This is a genomic window from Diaphorobacter sp. J5-51, assembly GCF_001023515.1.
Classification (GTDB): domain Bacteria; phylum Pseudomonadota; class Gammaproteobacteria; order Burkholderiales; family Burkholderiaceae_C; genus Diaphorobacter; species Diaphorobacter nitroreducens.
The window spans coordinates 23,802-43,066 of record NZ_JSYI01000098.1 but is presented as its reverse complement, the minus strand read 5'-3'; the positions used below and the strand labels follow the sequence as shown (position 1 = coordinate 43,066).

The following is a 19,265-nucleotide window of genomic DNA, read 5'->3' as shown; positions in this document are numbered from 1 at the left end:
CGATCGACTTCCCCGTGGGGAGGGAGGCATCCATTACATCTCCTGCAGGGTGTGTCAAGGCGGCCATTGTGGCCCGGCCGGCGGGTTGGTTTGGGGTGTTTTAGGCCTCCAGCGCCCTGTCCACAAGCGCTGGCAGCTATGAATTAAATAGCGACGTCGGCGGCGCCGCTATTCGGGATGCCGGCCATGGCCAGATCGTCCAGGATCGGGCAGTCCGGCCGGTCGTCGCCGTGGCAGCAGTGCACCAGCGCCTGCAGGCTGCGCTGCATGGCCTGCATGGCGGCGATGCGCTCGCTCAGGTTGTCGATGTGCGCCTGGGCGATGCGTTTGACCTGGCTGCTGGCGCGCTGCTTGTCCTGCCACAGGCCGAGCAGGGTGGCGATCTCCTCCATCGAGAAGCCCAGGTCGCGCGCGCGGCGGATGAAGCGCAGGGTGTGCACATCGGCCTCGGTGTACTGGCGGTAGCCGCTGTCGGTGCGCGCCACGCCGGTCAGCAGGCCCAGCGATTCGTAGTGGCGCAGCATGCGCGCCGAGACGCCTGCGCGCTCGGCGGCGGTGCCGATGGCCACGGGCCAGTCCAGCGCGGCCGCGGGCCCGGCGCCGTCGCTGGGCACGCGGTGGGCGGGGCGCCGCGGCGCGGTGCTCATGCGGCGACCTTGTAGCCTTCTTCCTGGATGGCGTTGGCCAGCGCCTCGCGCGACTTGTCGCTCTCCACGATGACCTGGCCGGTGGGCAGGTCTACCTTCACGAGGGCGTCGGTGTCGACTTGGCGCACCGCGTGCACCACGGCGCGTTCGCAGTGGCCGCAGGTCATTCCCTGGACTTGAAATGTGTATTGCATGATGGTCCTCTCGATCAAAGGGCGGTGGATGGGTTGCGGGCCAGCGGGTGGCCGACAGCTGCATCATGAAGCCTGACATGGTGTCAAAGTCAAGCGGGGACACACGCGGCCTGCCGCTTGACCTTGCCAGCATGTCAGGGTTTAAGGTGCGCCCTGTATCGATTCCAAGGTGGCTTTCATGACTTCTGCTTCCCTTTCCCCTGCCGCATCGGGCGACGCCCCCGCGGGCACGCTGGACCTGGGCATTGCCGGCATGACCTGCGCGAGCTGCGTGGGCCGGGTGGAACGTGCGCTGCGCAAGGTGCCGGGCGTGCAGGACGCCACGGTGAACCTGGCGACCGAGCGCGCGCACATCGTGTTCGACGCCGCCAGCGGCGGGGGCATAGAGGCGCTGGCACGCCGCGCCGTGCGCAATGCCGGCTACGAGCCGCGCAGCGTGGAGGAGCAGGAAGCGGGTGAGGAGGGCGCGCAGTCGCCCTGGGCAGGCTTCACGCCGGTGGCGGTGGGGTTGCTGCTATCGGCGCCGCTGGTGCTGCCCATGCTGGGCGATCTGTTCGGCTTGCACTGGATGCTGCCGGCGTGGGTGCAGTTCATCCTGGCCACACCGGTGCAGTTCATTCTGGGCGCGCGCTTTTACAAGGCGGGCTGGCATGCCGCCAAGGCGCTCACGGGCAACATGGACCTGCTGGTGGCCATCGGCACCAGCGCGGGCTACGGCCTGTCGCTGTGGCTGTGGGCCACGGCCGAATCCACCCATGGCGCGGGGCATACGCCGCACCTGTACTTCGAGGCATCGGCCGTGGTCATCACGCTGGTGCTGCTGGGCAAGTGGTTGGAAGCGCGTGCCAAGCGCCAGACCACGGCCGCCATCCGCGCGCTGCACGCGCTGCGCCCCGAGGTGGCCCACCTGCTGGGCCGGGACGGCGAGGTGGACGTGCCGATCGCCGAGGTGATGGCGGGTGACCGGCTGGTGGTGCGCCCGGGCGAGCGCATCCCCGTGGACGGCACGGTGGTGGAAGGGCACACGCAGGTGGACGAATCCATGCTGACCGGCGAGCCGCTGCCCGTGGCGCGCAGCGCCGATGGCCCGGAGGGCGGGGCGCTCACCGGCGGCTCGATCAATGGCGATGGGCGCATCGTGATGCAGGTGACGGCGGTGGGGAGCGAGACGGTGCTCGCGCGCATCATCCGCCTGGTGGAGGAGGCACAGGCGGCCAAGGCGCCCATCCAGCGGCTGGTGGACAAGGTGTCGGCCGTCTTCGTGCCGGTGGTGCTGGCGATTGCCATCGTCACGCTGCTGGGCTGGCTGTGGGCGGGCGCGGGCGTGGAGGCTGCACTGATCCATGCCGTGGCGGTGCTGGTCATCGCCTGCCCCTGTGCGCTGGGACTGGCGACGCCGGCGGCCATCATGGCGGGCACCGGCGTGGCGGCCAGGCACGGCATCCTCATCAAGGATGCCGAGGCGCTGGAAACCGCCCACCGCGTGCAGACCGTGGCCTTTGACAAGACCGGTACGCTGACCGTGGGCCGCCCGCGCCTGACAGCGTTTCACGTGGAACCAGGGGTGGATGAGGCGGCACTGCTGTCGGCTGTGGCCGCGGTGCAGAGCGGCAGTGAGCACCCGCTCGCACGCGCCGTGGTGAGCGCCGCCCAAGAGCGTGGCCTGCCTGTTCCTGCGCCCGACGGAGTGCGCGCCGTGCCCGGCCGTGGCACCGAGGGCGAGGTGGCAGCGCGCAGCTATCTGGTCGGCAGCCTGCGCTGGATGCAGGAGCTGGGCGTGGACCTGGGCCCGCTGGCCGATCGTGCGGCCACGCTGCAGGCCGAAGGCGCCACCGTGTCCGCGGTGGCCGAGCGGGTCGCGCAGGACCCGAGCGGCGCACGGCCGCCCGAAGCCGCGAGCACTCCCCTGGGGGGCAGCGAGGACACGATAGTACCGAGCGCGGGGGCGCACTATGTCTTGCGCGCGCTGCTGGCCTTTGGCGATGAGCCCAAGCCTGGCGCACGCGAGGCACTGGCGCAACTGCGCGTCCAGGGCGTGCGCTGCGTGATGATCTCTGGCGACAACCGCGGCGCGGCCGAGGCCATGGCCCGCCGCCTGGGCCTGCAGCCGGAGGCCGGCGAGGTGATGGCCGAGGTGCTGCCGGGCGACAAGGCGGCGGCGGTGAATGCGCTGAAGGCGCAGGGCCATGTCGTGGCCATGGTGGGCGACGGCGTGAACGACGCGCCCGCGCTGGCCGCGGCCGATGTGGGCATGGCCATGGGCAACGGTACCGACGTGGCCATGCACGCGGCGGGCATCACGCTGATGCGCGGGGACCCGCAGCTGGTGGCGGCGGCGCTGGACATCTCGCGGCGCACGGTGGCCAAGATCCGCCAGAACCTGTTCTGGGCCTTTGCATATAACGTGGCCGGTATTCCGCTGGCGGCGCTGGGCTACCTGAGTCCCGTGGTCGCGGGGGCCGCGATGGCGCTGAGTTCGGTCAGCGTGATGACGAATGCGTTGTTGCTCAAGCGTTGGCGGGGGTGATTGCGGGATAAACGAGACAAAAGGATTCTTATTTCTCTGGCAAACTGCAACGTTTTGTTGCATATTGGCGCGCGGCTTCTTCGTAAGTCACGCGCAAGCCATCGCCTGACAGGGTGACGGATTGCGCGACGCACATCATGGGAGGGTGGCCCGCCGGGGGCTGCACACGACAAGGAAACGGTGATGAATATTTACGCGCTCATGCGGCTCTTCACGATCCGCCTGCGAATGATCGGCGCCATTGGCGTGGTACTGGGCCTGTTGGGCCTGCTGGGCGGTGCCGGCATGCTGGGTATGTTCCGCATCCACGGGCTGGCCCAGGACTTCATCAGCCAGCCGCATGCCGCGGTGAAGCTGATGGGCCAGTTGCGCAGCGAGATGGGTGAGATCCGCCAGCACGAGAAGGACATGATCATCCACTACGAGCGCCCCGAGTCGGTGCGCGCCGCGCACGACCGGTGGCTGGCGTCGCTGGACCGTGCGGGCAAGGTCACGGCCACGCTGGGCCAGATCTGGCAGGGCGAGGACCTGGCCGAGGCGAAGGACGTCGCCAAGCACCTGGTGGCCTACCGCGAGCAGTTTGCGCACGTGGCACGTCAGCTGGAGGCCGGCGGCTACGACACCGCCACGATCGCCAACCGCATGAGCGGCAAGGCGGTGGAGCAGTTCACCATCGCCACCGAGAAGGTGGCCGCGCTGGACAAGCGCCTGGCCGCCGAGGTGGACAGCGCCATTGCGCACCAGGACCGCGTCACCGACCAGACCAAGTGGCTGTTCGCCCTGGCGGTGCTGATCACTGTGGTGGTGGTGGTGCCGCTCACGCTGCTGAACATGGTGTCCATCTGCCGCCCGCTGGAAGTGGCCCGCGCGATGGCACAGGCGATCGCCGGGGGCGACCTGTCTCAGCGCATCCACGTGGAAGGCCGTGACGAGGCGGCCGACCTGCAGCGCGCGCTGCTGGACATGCAAAACGGCCTGGGCGCAATGGTGGCGCAGGTGCGCGACGCGAGCAGCAACATCGCCACGGCCAGCCAGGAGATCGCCACCGGCAACCAGGACCTGTCCGCCCGCACCGAGCAGACCGCCAGCAACGCACAGGAAGCCGTGGCCGCGCTCTCGCAGCTCACCGCCACGGTGCAGCAGACGGCGTCGTCCTCGCAGGTGGCCAACCAGCTCGTCACCTCGGCCTCGGGCATCGCCACGCGCGGTGGAAAGGTGGTGCAGCAGGCGGTGAACAGCATGCACGAGATCTCCTCCTCCAGCCGCAAGATCGGCGACATCATCGGCCTGATCGACTCCATCGCCTTCCAGACCAACATCCTCGCGCTGAACGCAGCCGTGGAAGCGGCGCGCGCGGGCGAGCAGGGCCGCGGCTTTGCCGTGGTGGCGGGCGAGGTGCGCAGCCTGGCGCAGCGCAGCGCGGCCGCAGCCAGCGAGATCAAGGGCCTGATCAGCTCCAGCGTGACGGCCGTGGACGGCGGCGTGCGCCACGTGGAAGATGCCGGCAAGGCCATGCAGGAGATCGTGTCCAGCGTGCAGCGCGTGACCGACATCATTGGCGAGATCAACTCCGCCGCCTCCGAGCAGGCGGGCGGCATTGGCGAGGTCAACGCCTCCGTGGGCGAGATCGACCGCATGACGCAGCAGAACGCCGCGCTGGTGGAAGAGTCCGCCGCGGCGGCCGAGTCGCTGCGCGAGCAGGCCGCCCGCCTGTCGCAGGTGGTGAGCCAGTTCCAGTTGGCCGACGACGGCCACGCGCCAGCGGCCTTCACGCGCACCGGCGCGCCGGCCCCCGCGCTGCGGGGCGGCGACACGCCGCGCCTGAGCGCCGCTTGAGCGCTGCATGACGCACGCGGCGGCCGGGCGCCGCCGCCAGTTTTCAACAAACCCTCCTTGCGCACCTTCGGGTGCGTTTTTTTTGCCCCTTGGTTTTGCGGCCTGTGATGGCGCGCAAGGAAGTTAGCAGATTGCTATTTAATAAGTAGCTGCTAGCGCTTACTGGGCGGGAGTTAGAGCCGATTTTTATGCCGATGCCAGCAGGCGCGGCACGGATGCCACCAGCAGCGCACCGCCCGACAGCGTGAGCAGGCCCAGCACGATCTGGCGAAAGCGGACCTCGCTGATGCCGATATACAGCCGCGTACCCAGGAGCACCGGCACCAGCACGGCCGTAGCCACGATGCCGAAGGCGGGCAGCATGTCGCGCGTGACCAGACCCTTGGCCAGATAGGTGGCCATGGCCACGGCCAGCATCGCCAGGTTGAAGTTCTGCACCACGGCGCGCTGGGTGTCCTTGGGCAGGCCGCGCAGCGTGCACCACAGCGTGGGCAGCACGCCCGTGAAGCCGCCAATGCCGCCCATCACGCCGCCGCACAGGCCCACCACGGCGTCGGCCGTGCGCCCGCCCCAACGCACCCGCGGCAGGCTGCGCGCCATCAGCATGGCGGGGCACCAGCACACCAGCAGCGTGCTTTGAACCAATGGGCGTTCAGGTGGGGCAGCAGGCTGGCGCCCACGGGCACGCCCACCAGACCGCCCAGAATGAACGGCCACAGCAGGGGGGCATTGAAGCCGCGGCGCATGGTCACCGCAGCCAGCACCTGGCCGGTGAGCGAGCCGAACACCGCCAGCGCCGCCGCCAGGTGTGGCTCCAGCACCCAGACCCAGAACGACATGGCCACCATGCTGAACGCAAAGCCCGACAGGCCTTGCACGAAGCCCGCCACGACGGCGCCCAGGACGAGGACGGCCGGTGTCTCCATGCATGTCTCCCTGCTGCCCGCGGGTCCATGGGCGTACCCGCTTTTGTTTTGATAGCGGCCAGCGCTTTGCCCATCAGCGCTGGAGCCTTTTTTTATATCCATCCATGAAGCATCACGCCCGGCGCCGGGCGTGATGCTTGGCGGGCCGCCTGCGTCAGGCCGGGGCCTGCTCCAGCGCGGGGTAGTCGATGTAGCCGTGCTCGCCGCCGCCGTAGAACGTGGTTTGGTCCCAGGCGTTGAGCGGGGCGCCCCGCCGCAGGCGCTCCACCAGGTCGGGGTTGGAGATGAACGCGCGGCCAAAGGCCACGATGTCGGCGCGGCCGCTGGCCAGCGCCTCCTGGGCCATGTCGCGGTCGTAGCCGTTGTTCACCATCCATGCCCCCCGGCCGCCAGCCTCGCGGTAGGCGGCCTTGAAGGCGGCGTAGTCGAATGGGCGTCCTTCCACCTCGCGCGGACCGCCCGTTGCTCCCTCGATCACGTGCACATAGGCCAGGCCCAGCGGCGCAAGCTGGCGGGCCAGGTACTCGTAGAGCGGCTGCGGGTTGGCGTCCACGATGTCGTTCGCCGGCGTGACGGGCGACAGGCGCAGGCCCACCCGACCCGGGCCTACGGCATCGGCCACGGCGCGTGTTACCTCCAGCATGAGGCGGGCGCGGTTTTCGATGCTGCCGCCGTAGTCGTCCGTGCGCTGGTTGGCGCCGGTCTTGAGGAACTGGTCCAGCAGGTAGCCGTTGGCGCCATGGATCTCCACGCCGTCAAAGCCTGCCGTTTCCACCGCATTGCGCGCCGCCGCGGCGAAGGCGTGCACGATGCCGGGCAGTTCGCTGGCGTCGAGCTCCCGCGGCTCGGAGGTGGGCTCGAACCGGCCGGCGCCGGTCTCGGGGTCGACCAGATAGGTCTTGGATTTGGCCACGATGGGCGAGGGCGCCACGGGGGTTGCGCCGCCCGGCTGCAGCGCGCGGTGCGATACGCGACCTACATGCCAGAGCTGGGTCACGATGCGGCCGCCGCGTGCGTGCACGGCGGCGGTGACGCGCTTCCAGCCATCGAGCTGCTCGGTGGCGTACAGCCCTGGTACATCGGCATAGCCCTGGCCCTGGTGGCTGATGGCCGTGCCCTCGGTGATCAGCAGCCCGGCGCTGGCGCGCTGGGCGTAGTAGGTGGCGGTGATGTCGCGCGGCACGGCCCGGGGCGAGCGGTTGCGCGTCAGCGGCGCCATGGCGATACGGTTGGCCAGGTGCAGGTCACCGGCCTGGATGGGATCGAACAGAGTGGGCATGCGACTTCAGTACCTTCTTGCAAAGCGAACCGCGGGAGGTGCGGAACGCATCAAAGGATACCGGTATCGCTCAAGGCGTGCAGTACACCCAGGCGCTGCAGAACCACGGGTTCTGTGCTACGTCAAACAGGGAGGGGGTACGGCGGTGGGGCCGGCTGGCGGCCCTGGATGGCGCCGGGCGTGCGGCGCGCGGGGGGATTTTTGCGGTGAGGCGCCGGCACGCACAAGCCGCGCCCCGCAGATGCCGGGCGCGGCCATGTGGGCCTTACTTGAGCAGGCCCTCGGCCTTCATGGCGGCCTGCACGGCGGGGCGGGCGGCGATGCGTTCGCGGTAGGCCGCCAGGTTCTTCAGTGCGGAGATGTCCAGGTTCACGGCGGGGGCCCAGTTGGTCACTGTGAACAAGTAGGCGTCGGCCACGCTGAAGTGCTCGCCCATGAGGTAGGGCTTGTGGGCCAGTTCGCCGTCCACCCACTTGAGGCGGCTGAGCAGTTGCTCATGCACCAGGGGCTTGTAGTCTGCGGGGGTGGTGGGCTTGAACAGGGGGGTGAAGCCCTTGTGGATCTCGGTGCCGATGAAGGTCAGCCACTCCTGCAGGCGGTAGCGCGCCAGCGTACCGTTGGCGGGGGCGAGGTTCTTGTGCGGCGCCTGGTCGGCCAGGTACTGCACGATGGCGGGGCCTTCGCGCAGGCGCGTGCCGTCGTCCAGCTCCAGTACCGGCACGTAGCCCAGGGGGTTGATGGTGTAGTAGTCGGTGCCGTCCTGCAGCTTGTGGCTCTTGGTGCTGGCCAGCACCGAGGTGTGGGCCAGGCCGGTTTCGTGCAGCACGATGTGCGGGGAGAGCGAGCAGGCGCCAGGGGAGTAGTAGAGCTTCATGCGGTCTTGTCCTTTCAAGAGAGTGATGAAGAAAATCTCCGCAGCGCATGCTATGCCGACCTGCGCGGGTCTGCCATGCCAAGGCCTTTGTGGGGGCGTTTCCCCGCGGCGCTGCGCCTGGGGGCAAGGCGGCCTCAGCGGGGCGTGGACGGCTGTGTGGCCTGTTCCATGAACGCCAGCCAGCGCATCGCGTGCGCGCGGCTGTCGCCGCACATGGCGGGGCTGGGCCGCAGCGAGGCGCACACCGTGGGGCGCTCGGGCCGGCCGAAGATGCGGCAGCGTGCGTCGTCGTCCAGTTGCACGCAGCGCATGCCGGCCGGCTTGCCGTGCGGCATGCCGGGAATGGGCGAGGAGATCGACGGCGCCGTGCAGCAGGCGCCGCAGCCGGGGCGGCAATCCATGGCGCTATTTAATTCATAGCTGTCAGCGCTTGCTGGATATGCGCTGGTACCGGTTTTTGCTTCTGTCACGCGGTGCCGTGCAGCCGCCCGGCAGCCCACAGGACCTGCTCCACCACGCCGCGCACGTGGGCGGCTTGGCTTGCGTTGACCAGCTGGCCCTGGGCGTCGAAGGCACTGGCCGCGCGCGGCAGCGCGAAATGGCGCGGCGCCAGCCAGCATTCCAGGTTGAGCAGCAGCGGCGCCAGGTGGCTTTGCGACCGCAGGCCGCCCAGTGCGCCGTTGGACGCGCTGAGCATCCCCACCACCTTGCCCGCGAACGGGCGAGTGCCATCACTCCATTCCGCGTGTCCGGCCACGGGGCTGGAGGCCCAGTCGATGGTGTTCTTGAGCAGGCCGGTGTAGCTGCCGTTGTATTCGGGCGAGCAGATCACCCAGGCGGGGTGGGCGTCCAGCACTTCCTTCAGCCGGATCACATCGGCCGGGGTGCCCGCGGTCTCCAGGTCGGCGTTGTAGAGGGGGATGTCGAAGTCGGCCAGCTCCAGCAGCGTGACCTCGGCGCCGGCGTCGCGCGCCATGTGTGCGGCCACGGCGGCCAGGCGGCGGTTGAATGATTGGGTGCGGGTGCTGCCCGCGAACACGAGGAACTTCATGCGCGGGATTGGAGCACAGCCTGGACACACTTTTCCTGCGCGGTTTCACGTGAAACAAACCCCGCCGCGCATCGGGGTGGCAAAGATGGGAAAATCACGGGTTCCCCGCCGGGCCGGCAGCGCAGGCGCGAGGGTGGGGGCGGTACCGGCGCCGTGAAAGCCGGGCTTGTTCACCGTTTGACAGGGCCGCAGCGGGCCCGGAGCACCCCACCATGTTGTACCCCCAGGATTTCGATGTCATCGTCGTTGGCGGAGGCCATGCCGGCACCGAGGCCGCGCTGGCCGCCGCGCGCATGGGCAGCCGCACGCTGCTGCTCACGCACAACATCGAGACGCTGGGGCAGATGAGCTGCAACCCCAGCATCGGCGGCATTGGCAAGGGCCACCTGGTGAAGGAAGTGGACGCGCTGGGTGGCGCCATGGCGCTGGCGACCGATGAGGCGGGCATCCAGTTCCGCATCCTCAACAGCAGCAAGGGCCCGGCCGTGCGCGCCACGCGCGCGCAGGCCGACCGCATCCTCTACAAGGCGGCCATCCGCCGCATGCTGGAGAACCAACCCAACCTGTGGTTGTTCCAGCAGGCGGTGGACGACCTGATGGTGGAGGGCGACCGCGTGGTGGGCGCCGTCACGCAGGTGGGCATCCGCTTTCGCAGTCGCACGGTGGTGCTGACGGCGGGCACCTTCTTGGACGGCAAGATCCACGTGGGTCTGAACAACTACGCAGCGGGCCGCGCGGGGGATCCGCCGGCCGTAAGCCTGTCGGCACGCCTGAAGGAGCTGCAGCTGCCCCAGGGGCGCTTGAAGACCGGCACGCCGCCGCGCATCGACGGGCGCAGCATCGACTTCAGCCAGTGTGAGGAGCAGCCCGGCGATGGCATGCCCGGCGGCGTGAACGAGGGTGCTGTGCCGGTGTTCAGCTTCATGGCGCATGCGTACGGTGGGGCGGCCATGCACCCGCGCCAGGTGCCCTGCTGGATCACGCACACCAACGCGCGCACGCACGAGATCATCCGCAGCGGCTTTGACCGCAGTCCCATGTTCACCGGCAAGATCGAGGGCGTGGGCCCGCGCTATTGCCCCAGCGTGGAGGACAAGATCAACCGCTTTGCCGACAAGGAAAGCCATCAGATATTTTTGGAGCCGGAAGGGCTGACCACGCACGAGTTCTACCCCAACGGCATCAGCACCAGCCTGCCGTTCGACATCCAGTACGACCTGGTGCGCTCGATGCGCGGCCTGGAGAACGCGCACATCCTGCGGCCGGGCTACGCCATCGAGTACGACTACTTCGACCCGCGCTCGCTCAAGAGCAGTTTCGAGACGCGGCAGATCCAGGGCCTGTTCTTCGCAGGCCAGATCAATGGCACCACAGGGTACGAGGAGGCGGCGGCGCAGGGCCTGTTCGCCGGTATCAACGCCGCGCTGCAATGCCGAGGGGTGGGTGCCTGGGTGCCCGCGCGCGACGAGGCCTATCTGGGCGTGTTGGTGGACGATCTGATCACCAAGGGCGTGACCGAGCCCTACCGCATGTTCACCAGCCGCGCCGAGTTCCGCCTGCAGCTGCGCGAGGACAACGCCGACATGCGCCTGACCGAGGCGGGGCGTCGCTTGGGTTTGGTGGATGATGCGCGCTGGGACGCTTTCAGCCGCAAGCGCGATGCGGTTTCACGTGAAACAGAGCGTTTGAAATCGACATGGGTGAACCCGCGCAACCTGCCCACGGTGGAGGCCGAGCGCGTGCTGGGTAAAGCCATCGAACATGAATACAACCTCTTCGACCTGTTGCGCCGTCCGGACGTGGGGTATGACGCACTGACGACCATGGATGGCGGCAAGTATGCAAGCGGGGCTGTTTCACGTGAAACGTTGGGCGAGCTGAGCGCACCCGTGATCGAGCAGGTCGAGATTGCCGCCAAGTACGCGGGCTATATCGACCGCCAACGGGATGAGGTGCAGCGCGCCGCGCACTTCGAGAAGCTGCGTCTGCCTGAAGATCTGGACTACATGCAGGTGGCGGCCTTGTCGATCGAGGTGCGGCAAAAACTGCAGAAGCACCGGCCGGAGACGTTGGGCCAGGCGTCACGCATTTCCGGGGTGACACCGGCGGCGATCTCGCTGCTGATGGTCCACTTGAAGAAGGGCGGTTTCAAAGGGTTTGCCCCGCAGCCGGCGGATGGGGTGGAGACGGTCGCATGAGCGTGGTGTCGAACACAAGCCTTGAGTTCACCCTGCGTGAGGGCGCCAACGCCTTGGGGTTGGATCTGTCGGAAGCGCAAATCACACAGCTATTGGACTTCCTGGCGCTGCTGCAAAAGTGGAACAAGGTCTACAACCTCACGGCGGTGCGCGATCCGCAGGAAATGCTCACGCACCACCTGCTGGACAGCCTGGCTGCCGTCCCGCCGCTGCGCCGCCATGTCGCACAGAGGGGGCAGGACAGTGCGGCCCGCCCGGGCGCACGGCTGCTGGATGTGGGATCAGGCGGGGGACTGCCTGGCGTGGTGTTCGCCATTTGTTGCCCGGAAGTGGATGTGAGTTGCGTGGACACCGTGGCCAAGAAAGCAGCGTTCATCCAGCAGGCGGCGGGCACCCTCGGTCTGTCCAACCTGCGTGGCATCCATGCGCGCGTGGAAACGCTGGCCGGTCCGTTCGATGTGGTCAGTTGCCGCGCCTTTGCCGCGCTGGCGGACTTCACCGCCTGGTCGCGCCAGGCACTGGCACCGCACGGCGTGTGGCTGGCCATGAAGGGAAAGCACCCGCACGACGAGATTGCCGCGCTACCGGCGGACGTAAGCGTGTTTCACGTGGAACAACTCACTGTGCCGGGCCTGCAGGCCGAACGCTGCATCCTCTGGCTGCGCCCCGTCGCGTAAACTCAAGCCCCCTCCCGCTTCGCAAGGCGCTCCCATGTTCGGCATTGCAGACTACGGCGCATTCGTCGCCGCCATCGTGTTGTTCCTCGCCATCCCGGGGCCGGGCAATCTGGCGCTCATCACTTCCACCGGCAAGGGCGGTGTGCGCGCCGGCATGGCCGCCTGCATGGGCGTGATCGCCGCCGACCAGGTGCTCATGTGGATGGCGGTGGCGGGCGTGGCGGGCCTGCTGGCCGCGTATCCGGCAGCATTCCATGCCGTGCAATGGCTGGGCGCCGTCTACCTGGGCTGGATGGGCTACAAGATGCTCACCGCCAAGCCGGGGGATGCGCCGGTGCTGAACATTGCGCCGCGCCACTACTTCCGCCAGGGGGCGGTCATCACGCTGCTCAACCCTAAGGCCATCGTGTTCTACATGGCCTTCTTCCCGCTGTTCGTGAACCCGGCCACGCACCGCGGGTTGGTCACCTTCGCCGCCATGGCCGCCACCATCGCCACGCTCACCTTCCTGTACAGCCTGGTTGTGGTGCTGCTCACGCACTTCCTGGCCGAGCGCATGCGCGCCAACCCCACGGTGGCGCGCGTGTTGGAGAAAACGGCGGGCGTGTTCCTCATCGGCTTCGGCGTCAAGCTGGCCATTTCCAAGTAATAGCGAATTGCCCCGCATGGCCAAGATCTTCTGCATTGCCAACCAAAAGGGTGGGGTCGGCAAGACCACCACTTCCGTCAATCTGGCCGCGGGCCTGGCCAAGATCGGCCAGCGCGTGCTGCTCGTGGACCTGGACCCGCAGGGCAATGCCACCATGGGCTCGGGCGTGGACAAGCGCGCGCTGGAGCTGTCGGTGTACGACGTGCTGCTGGAGTCGGCCTCGGTGCCGGAGGCCGCCGTGCTGTCGGAGCAGTGCGGCTACCGCGTGCTGGGCGCCAACCGCGAACTCGCCGGGGCAGAGGTGGAACTGGTGCCGCTGGAGCAGCGCGAACGCCGCCTGAAAGCCGCCCTGGCGGCGGTGGATTCCGACTACGATTTCGTGCTCATCGACTGCCCGCCCTCCCTGTCCATGCTCACGCTGAACGGCCTGTGCAGCGCCCACGGCGTCATCGTGCCGATGCAGTGCGAGTACTTCGCGCTGGAGGGCCTGACCGATCTGGTGAACACCATCAAGCAGGTGCATGCCAACCTGAACCCCGACCTGCAGATCATCGGCCTGCTGCGCGTGATGTTCGACCCGCGCATCACGCTGCAAAGCCAGGTCAGCGAGCAGCTCAAGGACCACTTCGGCGACAAGGTGTTCGACACCGTGATCCCGCGCAACGTGCGCCTGGCCGAGGCGCCCAGCTACGGTTTGCCCGGCGTGGTGTTCGATCCCGCGGCCAAGGGCAGCCAGGCTTTTCTGGAGTTCGCGCGCGAGATGGTGGAGCGCGTGAAGCGCATGTGATGCCTGGCCAAGGTCTTACCGGTCAAAATAGCCTCCAAGGCTTATTGGATAAGCGCTATCAGCTATATAAATCATAGTAACGCCGCATGAACCCCTCGCAGATCCTCCTCCTGCCCGGCTGGCAGAACTCCGGCCCCGGCCACTGGCAAACCGAGTGGGAGCGGCTGCATGGCTACCAGCGGGTGCAGCAGCACGACTGGATGCGTCCGTTGCGCGGCGACTGGTCCGCGCGGCTGGAAGAGGTCGTGGCCGATGCGCCGGGCGAGGTGGTGCTGGCCGCGCACAGCCTGGGGTGCATCCTCACCGCTTGGTGGGCGGCGCACACCCGCCACGCGCACAAGGTGCGCGGCGCCCTGCTGGTGGCGCCGGGTGATGTGGAGCGGCCCGACCTGGCCGCGCAGATCCCCGGTTGGGCGCCCATCGCGCGCCAGGTGCTGCCCTTTCCGGCCGTGCTGGTGGGCAGCCAGGACGATCCCTACTGCAGCTTTGAGCGTGCGCAGATGCTGGCCGGTGCATGGTGCGCACGCTTCGTGGATTCTGGGCCCCGCGGCCATATCAACGCCGATTCCGACCTGGGCGACTGGCCCGAAGGGCACGCACTGCTGCGCGCATTGATGAACAAGGACTGAAGACACATGGTCACCAAGAAACCCAAGGGCCTGGGACGCGGCCTGGAAGCACTGCTGGGCCCCAAGGTGGCCGACAAGGCGCCTGCCGGCGCCAACGCAGCGGGTGCGGCAGACGGGCCGGTGAGCACGCTGGCCCTGGACCGTCTCGTGCCCGGCATCTACCAGCCGCGCACACGCATGGACGAGGGCGCGCTGTACGAACTGGCCGAATCCATCAAGGCCCAGGGCATCATGCAGCCGATCCTTGTGCGGCGCCTCGACGACGAACAGGCGCAACAGCGCCGCCAGGAGCGTGCATCGCAGGGGGCTTCGGCAGCGATGGGTGCCCTCAGCGCCAGTGGGCCGTTGTACGAAATCATCGCGGGCGAGCGGCGCTTTCGCGCCTCGCGCCTGGCGGGCCTGGCCGAGGTGCCGGTGCTGGTGCGCGACGTGCCCAACGAGGCGGCCGCGGCCATGGCGCTCATCGAGAACATCCAGCGCGAGGACCTCAACCCGCTGGAAGAGGCCCAGGGCCTGCAGCGCCTGATCCGCGAGTTCGGCCTCACCCACGAACAGGCGGCGCAGGCCGTGGGGCGCTCGCGCAGCGCGGCGAGCAACCTGCTGCGCCTTTTGAACCTGGCCGAGCCGGTGCAGACCATGCTCATGGCCGGCGACATCGACATGGGCCACGCGCGCGCGTTGCTGTCGCTGGAGCGCGCGGCGCAGATCACCGCGGGCAACCAGATCGCGGCGAAGAAGCTGTCGGTGCGCGAGGCCGAGAGCCTCGTCAAGAAGCTGGGGGCGGAGTTCGCCCTCACGCCGCAAAAGCCCAAGAAGGACAAGTCGCGCGACCTCAAGCGCGTGGAGGAAGAGCTGTCCGACCTGCTCATGGCCGAGGTCGAGGTGCGCGTCAAGAAGCGCGTCAAGCGCGGCAGCCGGGTTGAGGAGATGGGCGAGCTGGCCATCCAGTTTGGCTCGCTGGAGGCGCTCAACGGCCTCATCGAGCGCCTGCGGGGCGGCTGACGCCGCATCGTTGCGGCCCGTGCCCATGCCGCGCCGGCCCCGCCGACTCCATCATCTGCACGCGCCGCCGCCGCGGCGCATCGTCCTGCCCTGGCCGCTGCCGGCGGTGCTGGTGTGGGCGGCGGCGTGGCTGCTGTTCGCGGGCTTGCGTGGCAGCGTGGCCCCGCTGGCGGCGCTCGGGCTGGCCTGCGCCGTGGGTGTGGCGGGCAGCCTGCTGGCGCAGGGCTGGTGGCGCCGCGGCCTGATCGCGCTGGGCTTTCCCTTGTCGGCGGCACTGGGCGGCGCGGTGGCGCTACCGGCCTGGGGCTGGCTGCTGCCGCTGGCGCTGCTGCTGCTGGTGTATCCGCTCAACGCCTGGCGTGATGCGCCGCTGTTTCCCACCCCGCCGGGTGCGCTGCACGGCCTGCAGGACGCCGCGCCGCTGCCCGCGGGTGCTGCCGTGCTGGACGCCGGCTGCGGCCTGGGCGATGGCCTCAAGGCCCTGCGCGCGGCCTATCCGCAGGCGCGGCTGCACGGCCTGGAGTGGAGTGGACCTTTGGCGTTGCTGTGCCGGCTGCGCTGCCCCTGGGCGCGCGTGCGGCGCGGCGATATCTGGGCCACGGACTGGGGCGGTTACGACCTTGTGTACGTGTTCCAGCGGCCCGAGAGCATGGCCCGCGTGGCCGCGAAGGCCCGCGCGGAGATGGCGCCGGGCAGCTGGCTCGTGAGTCTGGCGTTCGCCGTGCCGGGCGTGTGCCCCAGCGCGCGGCTGGATTCCTTCGCCGGCCATGCGGTGTGGATCTACCAATTGCCTTTGCCGGGGGACGGTGCTACGCCACACTAAAACGAAACAACTTGCAAACATCGGTTGCAAAAACTGCCGAATCGGTATGACTTTGCATTCACATCGGCCACGCCGGTCCTGTACCGGGTGCGCAGACCGCAACGCCTCGGTTGAGACGTGTCCACACACCCCGGAATGCAAGAAGAGAGAGGAAGGAAAGCTATGTCCCGTAAACCACTGACGCTGCTGGCGGCCGCCTGCGCCGCCCTGGCCCTGACCGGCTGCGAAACCACCAACATGCGGATGGGCAGCGCCGAGTCCAAGACCGTGGCCACCGGCGCTGCCGCCGGTGGCAGCGCCGCCAACGAGAGCGGCCAGCTGGAGCGCTGCCAGTCGCCCCTGGGAACCGTGTCGCTGGTCGAGAACCAGGACGCCGGCTGGTACACCATCTTGCGCAACGAGTACAAGCTGCCCCCCACGGCCAACCTGCTGCGCCTGCTGATCCAGCAGTCCAACTGCTTCATCGTGGTGGAGCGCGGCGCAGCCGGCATGCGCGCCATGGACCGCGAGCGCCAGCTCATGGGCTCCGGCGAGATGCGCGGCGGCAGCAACTTTGGCCGGGGCCAGATGGTGGCGTCCGACTACGGCTTGTCGCCCGAGATCATCTTCTCGAACAACGACGCAGGCGCCATCGGCGGCGTGCTGGGCGGCCTGATCGGCGGCGGCAGCGGCCGTGCGCTGGCGGCCGTCGGCGGCGGCCTGAAGACGCGCGAGGCCAGCGCCATGCTGACCCTGGTGGACAACCGCTCGGGCGTGCAGGTGGCGGCCTCCGAAGGCAGCGCCTCCAAGAGCGACTTTGCCGGCTTCGGAAGCCTGTTCGGCGGCTCGGCCGGCGGTGGCCTGGGGGGCTACCAGAACACCGCGCAAGGCAAGGTGATCACCGCTGCGTTCATGGATGCCTACAACCAGATGGTTGTGGCGCTGCGCAACTACAAGGCGCAGTCGGTGCAGGGCCAGGGCCTGGGCGGCGGCGGCCGCCTGGGCGTGGATGGCGGCGCGGCTCCCTCGCAGACCCGCGCGGGCGCGGCCATGTCGGTGCGCGAGGCGCAGGAACGCCTGAACGCCATGGGCTACAACGTGGGCACGCCCGACGGCTCCGCCGGTCCCAAGACGGCGCGTGCGCTGCGCGAGTTCCAGCAGGCCCAGGGCCTGCCCGTCACCGGCCGCCTGGACACGGCTACGGCCGGCGCGCTGTCGCGCTGAGCGGGGCGCAAGGGGCTTGGCCCCCGGCAAGCAAGCGGCCTTCGGGCCGCTTTTTCGTGGGCGCTTTATGGGGGAAGTGCTTCGTTATTCATAGCTGCCAGCGCTTTTCTTGCAAGGGCTATAGCCCGAAAACACCATGAACGGCACGGTATCGCACCCGCGGGGTGCGGTATCGCCGGCGGGGCTGGCCGTCAGGCGCGCGGTGGCCTAGCATGCGCGCCGCATTGTTATTGCCGCAGTTCCATGTACCTGTCCCTGCCGCCGTTCTGGTCGTCATGGCTGGCGTGCCCCAAGCCGCCACCCGCCCCCGACGCTTCTGGCGTTTTTTCCTCCTTTCTTGATGTCTCCCGGCGCCAGGCGCGCCGCCTCGCGCAGCCCGCCGAGCTGCGCATCGACGTGGACCCGCCCGACGCCACGATCGAGCAGGAACTCTCGGCCCTGCACCAGCGGCTGCACTCTCCCGGTGACGCCCTGCATGGCCTGCCCTCCACGCCGCTGCCGGGGCACCCCGGCCTTTTCGTGCGCAGCCGCGTGGCCGATGGCGAGCTGTACGTCTACATCGAAGACCCGCTGCGCCAGTGCCTGGCGGGCACCACGGTCTTCAACCGCCTCGTCGAACTGAACCGCCGCGCCGACCGCCACCTGCGCGCGCCGCATTCGCGCTACGCGCCCGCCTACCAGCGCCGGGGCCTTGCCACGGCCGTGTACCGCTGGGCGCTGGACGGCGGGCAGTGCCTGGTGTCCGGCGCGCGCCAGTCCGCAGGGGCCCACGCGCTGTGGCAGCGCCTGGGGCGTGATTACCCGCAGGGCTATGTCTGCCTGCAGCACAAGACCCCGCGCTACCTGGGCCGCCAGGTGGATGCGCGCGTGCAGGAAGCCCTGGCCACGCGCCGCCTGCTGCTGGGCCGGGGCTGGACGCTGGCCCGCCTGGCCGCCGCCACGGGCATGCTGTCTGCGTAGTGCTCCTGAAAAAAGAGCTGCTTGCGCTTATGGGGTAAGCGCTGGAGCCCTATTTGCCTTGAGATCTAAGGCGACCCCAGGAAGCGTCCCGGCGCCAGCCCCACGGCCCGCCGCACCATGGCGCTGAAGGCGCTGGGGCTGTTGTAGCCCAGTTCCGCCGCGATCTGGTTGATGGGCTTGCGCCCCGCGGCCAGCGCCACGGCGCGCGCCAGGATCACCTGCTGGCGCCACTGCGTGAAGGTGCTGCCCAGCTCCTGGCGAAAGAGGCGCGCCACCGTGCGCGGGCTGGCGCCGGTGTCGCGCGCCCAGTCGGCCAGCGTGTCGTGGCGCGTGGGATCGGCCAGCACTGCCTCGCACAGGTGGCGCAGGCGCTTGTCGCGCGGCAGGTCCACGCCCAGGCGCACGCTGCTGGCACGGCGCAACTCGTCCAGGATCAGCGCGCTCAGGTGGCGCTCGCGGTGCAGCAGCTCGGGCGGCGGCGGGGCGCCGTCGTCGGGGTCGGTGGGCATCTCGCGCACCACGGCGCGCAGCAGCTCGGACACCTCCAGCACGCGGCACTGGCGCCAGGGCTCTTCCTGCGCGCGCGCGACGGCGGGGCCGCAGCGCCCGGGCGGCTGGTAGAAGTACAGCGTGCGCAGGTCGGCGTCTTCCACCATGGTCACGGCGTGCTCCACGCCCGGGGGGATCCACAGCGCGCGCGAGGGCGGCACGATGTAGGTGCCGCGCGGCACCGTCAGGCGCAGCACGCCCGTGGTGGAGATGGCCACCTGCGCCCAGGGGTGGCTGTGCGGGCGCACCTGCGTGTCGGCGCGCAGCTCGCGGTGCTTGGCGCGCACGGGGCGCTCCCGGCTGGGCACGAACAGGTGCGGCGTGAGCGACTCCACGTACGACAGCACGCGCGCCGGCCGCGCGGCGCGGCCGGCGGTGCTGGCCGCGACGGGCTCGGCAGGCGGCGGGGCAGGGCGGGGAAGGGACGGGCTTGGCATGATCACGACAGCAATTG

General features: G+C 69.1%; 18 protein-coding genes and 1 pseudogene. 11 read left to right on the top strand and 8 right to left on the bottom strand.

The window, feature by feature from the left end; all coding sequences use genetic code 11:
- Positions 1-143 precede the first annotated feature (143 nt).
- Both cueR and OX89_RS13075 read right to left on the bottom strand, forming a co-directional pair.
- The gene (gene cueR, locus OX89_RS13080) at positions 144-647 is read right to left on the bottom strand and encodes a Cu(I)-responsive transcriptional regulator (RefSeq protein WP_011803489.1); all 504 of its coding nucleotides are present in this window, start codon (positions 645-647) and stop codon (positions 144-146) included.
- Positions 644-841 (bottom strand): heavy-metal-associated domain-containing protein, encoded by a 198-nt coding sequence (locus tag OX89_RS13075; RefSeq protein WP_011803490.1) that lies wholly within the window; start codon positions 839-841, stop codon positions 644-646. Before OX89_RS13075 ends, cueR begins: the two co-directional genes overlap by 4 nt.
- Before the next feature lie 178 nt (positions 842-1,019).
- On the opposite strand from OX89_RS13075, the gene OX89_RS13070 reads away from it, so the two are divergent.
- Positions 1,020-3,368: a cation-translocating P-type ATPase gene (locus OX89_RS13070; RefSeq protein WP_011803491.1), complete on the top strand. Its 2,349-nt coding sequence runs from the start codon at positions 1,020-1,022 to the stop codon at positions 3,366-3,368.
- A 183-nt stretch (positions 3,369-3,551) separates the two neighbouring features.
- Complete coding sequence (locus tag OX89_RS13065; protein ID WP_047350926.1) at positions 3,552-5,204, top strand: methyl-accepting chemotaxis protein; 1,653 nt, start codon at positions 3,552-3,554, stop codon at positions 5,202-5,204.
- A gap of 186 nt (positions 5,205-5,390) precedes the next feature.
- Here OX89_RS13065 and OX89_RS13060 read toward each other — a convergent pair.
- The 5 genes and pseudogenes from OX89_RS13060 to OX89_RS13040 form a co-directional block, all read right to left on the bottom strand.
- Positions 5,391-6,130, bottom strand: a pseudogene (locus OX89_RS13060) (sulfite exporter TauE/SafE family protein).
- Between the two features lie 154 nt (positions 6,131-6,284).
- Positions 6,285-7,409, bottom strand: a complete 1,125-nt coding sequence (locus OX89_RS13055) for an alkene reductase (protein WP_047350925.1) — start codon at positions 7,407-7,409, stop codon at positions 6,285-6,287.
- Between the two features lie 265 nt (positions 7,410-7,674).
- Positions 7,675-8,283 (bottom strand): glutathione transferase GstA, encoded by a 609-nt coding sequence (gstA, locus tag OX89_RS13050; RefSeq protein ID WP_012655159.1) that lies wholly within the window; start codon positions 8,281-8,283, stop codon positions 7,675-7,677.
- A gap of 134 nt (positions 8,284-8,417) precedes the next feature.
- Entirely contained in the window at positions 8,418-8,684 is a 267-nt protein-coding gene (locus tag OX89_RS13045) for a YkgJ family cysteine cluster protein (protein WP_041835834.1), read from the bottom strand.
- A gap of 65 nt (positions 8,685-8,749) precedes the next feature.
- A complete protein-coding gene (locus OX89_RS13040) occupies positions 8,750-9,334 on the bottom strand; it encodes an NADPH-dependent FMN reductase (protein ID WP_047350924.1) in 585 nt (194 codons plus the stop codon).
- 212 nt (positions 9,335-9,546) lie between these two features.
- Here OX89_RS13040 and mnmG point away from each other — a divergent pair, with 212 nt between their 5' ends.
- From mnmG to OX89_RS12995, 9 genes are all read left to right on the top strand, one after another.
- Positions 9,547-11,532 (top strand): tRNA uridine-5-carboxymethylaminomethyl(34) synthesis enzyme MnmG, encoded by a 1,986-nt coding sequence (gene mnmG, locus OX89_RS13035; RefSeq protein ID WP_047350923.1) that lies wholly within the window; start codon positions 9,547-9,549, stop codon positions 11,530-11,532.
- On the top strand, positions 11,529-12,209 hold the full coding sequence (gene rsmG / locus OX89_RS13030; protein ID WP_047350922.1) for a 16S rRNA (guanine(527)-N(7))-methyltransferase RsmG: 681 nt from the start codon (positions 11,529-11,531) through the stop codon (positions 12,207-12,209). Before mnmG ends, rsmG begins: the two co-directional genes overlap by 4 nt.
- Positions 12,210-12,243: 34 nt before the next feature.
- Positions 12,244-12,858 carry a LysE family transporter gene (locus OX89_RS13025; RefSeq protein WP_011803500.1) on the top strand — a complete coding sequence of 205 codons (615 nt, stop codon included), beginning with the start codon at positions 12,244-12,246 and terminating at the stop codon, positions 12,856-12,858.
- Positions 12,859-12,874: 16 nt separating this feature from the next.
- Complete coding sequence (locus OX89_RS13020) at positions 12,875-13,645, top strand: ParA family protein (protein ID WP_011803501.1); 771 nt, start codon at positions 12,875-12,877, stop codon at positions 13,643-13,645.
- Between the two features lie 86 nt (positions 13,646-13,731).
- On the top strand, positions 13,732-14,274 hold the full coding sequence (locus OX89_RS13015; RefSeq protein ID WP_047350921.1) for an alpha/beta hydrolase: 543 nt from the start codon (positions 13,732-13,734) through the stop codon (positions 14,272-14,274).
- A 6-nt stretch (positions 14,275-14,280) separates the two neighbouring features.
- Entirely contained in the window at positions 14,281-15,276 is a 996-nt protein-coding gene (locus OX89_RS13010) for a ParB/RepB/Spo0J family partition protein (protein WP_011803503.1), read from the top strand.
- 25 nt (positions 15,277-15,301) lie between these two features.
- The gene (locus OX89_RS13005; protein WP_047350920.1) at positions 15,302-16,099 is read left to right on the top strand and encodes a trans-aconitate 2-methyltransferase; all 798 of its coding nucleotides are present in this window, start codon (positions 15,302-15,304) and stop codon (positions 16,097-16,099) included.
- Between the two features lie 162 nt (positions 16,100-16,261).
- The gene (locus tag OX89_RS13000) at positions 16,262-17,302 is read left to right on the top strand and encodes a peptidoglycan-binding domain-containing protein (RefSeq protein ID WP_047350919.1); all 1,041 of its coding nucleotides are present in this window, start codon (positions 16,262-16,264) and stop codon (positions 17,300-17,302) included.
- Positions 17,303-17,545: 243 nt separating this feature from the next.
- Positions 17,546-18,262, top strand: coding sequence for an N-acetyltransferase (locus OX89_RS12995; RefSeq protein WP_084002059.1), 717 nt, complete (start codon positions 17,546-17,548; stop codon positions 18,260-18,262).
- Between the two features lie 65 nt (positions 18,263-18,327).
- Here OX89_RS12995 and OX89_RS12990 read toward each other — a convergent pair whose 3' ends face one another.
- The gene (locus OX89_RS12990; protein WP_047350929.1) at positions 18,328-19,248 is read right to left on the bottom strand and encodes a helix-turn-helix domain-containing protein; all 921 of its coding nucleotides are present in this window, start codon (positions 19,246-19,248) and stop codon (positions 18,328-18,330) included.
- Between the last annotated feature and the right edge of the window lie 17 nt (positions 19,249-19,265).

Bases quoted from the DNA above. Each gene is read 5' to 3' on its own strand.
- OX89_RS13075 (WP_011803490.1), bottom strand. From the start codon at position 841: ATGCAATACACATTTCAAGTCCAGGGAATGACCTGCGGCCACTGCGAA.
- OX89_RS13000 (WP_047350919.1), top strand. From the start codon at position 16,262: ATGTCCCGTAAACCACTGACGCTGCTGGCGGCCGCCTGCGCCGCCCTG.
- mnmG (WP_047350923.1), top strand. From the start codon at position 9,547: ATGTTGTACCCCCAGGATTTCGATGTCATCGTCGTTGGCGGAGGCCAT.
- rsmG (WP_047350922.1), top strand. From the start codon at position 11,529: ATGAGCGTGGTGTCGAACACAAGCCTTGAGTTCACCCTGCGTGAGGGC.
- OX89_RS13010 (WP_011803503.1), top strand. From the start codon at position 14,281: ATGGTCACCAAGAAACCCAAGGGCCTGGGACGCGGCCTGGAAGCACTG.
- OX89_RS13055 (WP_047350925.1), bottom strand. From the start codon at position 7,409: ATGCCCACTCTGTTCGATCCCATCCAGGCCGGTGACCTGCACCTGGCC.
- OX89_RS12990 (WP_047350929.1), bottom strand. From the start codon at position 19,248: ATGCCAAGCCCGTCCCTTCCCCGCCCTGCCCCGCCGCCTGCCGAGCCC.
- OX89_RS13025 (WP_011803500.1), top strand. From the start codon at position 12,244: ATGTTCGGCATTGCAGACTACGGCGCATTCGTCGCCGCCATCGTGTTG.
- OX89_RS13015 (WP_047350921.1), top strand. From the start codon at position 13,732: ATGAACCCCTCGCAGATCCTCCTCCTGCCCGGCTGGCAGAACTCCGGC.
- OX89_RS13040 (WP_047350924.1), bottom strand. From the start codon at position 9,334: ATGAAGTTCCTCGTGTTCGCGGGCAGCACCCGCACCCAATCATTCAAC.
- OX89_RS13045 (WP_041835834.1), bottom strand. From the start codon at position 8,684: ATGGATTGCCGCCCCGGCTGCGGCGCCTGCTGCACGGCGCCGTCGATC.
- OX89_RS13065 (WP_047350926.1), top strand. From the start codon at position 3,552: ATGAATATTTACGCGCTCATGCGGCTCTTCACGATCCGCCTGCGAATG.
- OX89_RS13005 (WP_047350920.1), top strand. From the start codon at position 15,302: ATGCCGCGCCGGCCCCGCCGACTCCATCATCTGCACGCGCCGCCGCCG.
- OX89_RS13070 (WP_011803491.1), top strand. From the start codon at position 1,020: ATGACTTCTGCTTCCCTTTCCCCTGCCGCATCGGGCGACGCCCCCGCG.
- OX89_RS12995 (WP_084002059.1), top strand. From the start codon at position 17,546: ATGTACCTGTCCCTGCCGCCGTTCTGGTCGTCATGGCTGGCGTGCCCC.
- OX89_RS13020 (WP_011803501.1), top strand. From the start codon at position 12,875: ATGGCCAAGATCTTCTGCATTGCCAACCAAAAGGGTGGGGTCGGCAAG.
- gstA (WP_012655159.1), bottom strand. From the start codon at position 8,283: ATGAAGCTCTACTACTCCCCTGGCGCCTGCTCGCTCTCCCCGCACATC.
- cueR (WP_011803489.1), bottom strand. From the start codon at position 647: ATGAGCACCGCGCCGCGGCGCCCCGCCCACCGCGTGCCCAGCGACGGC.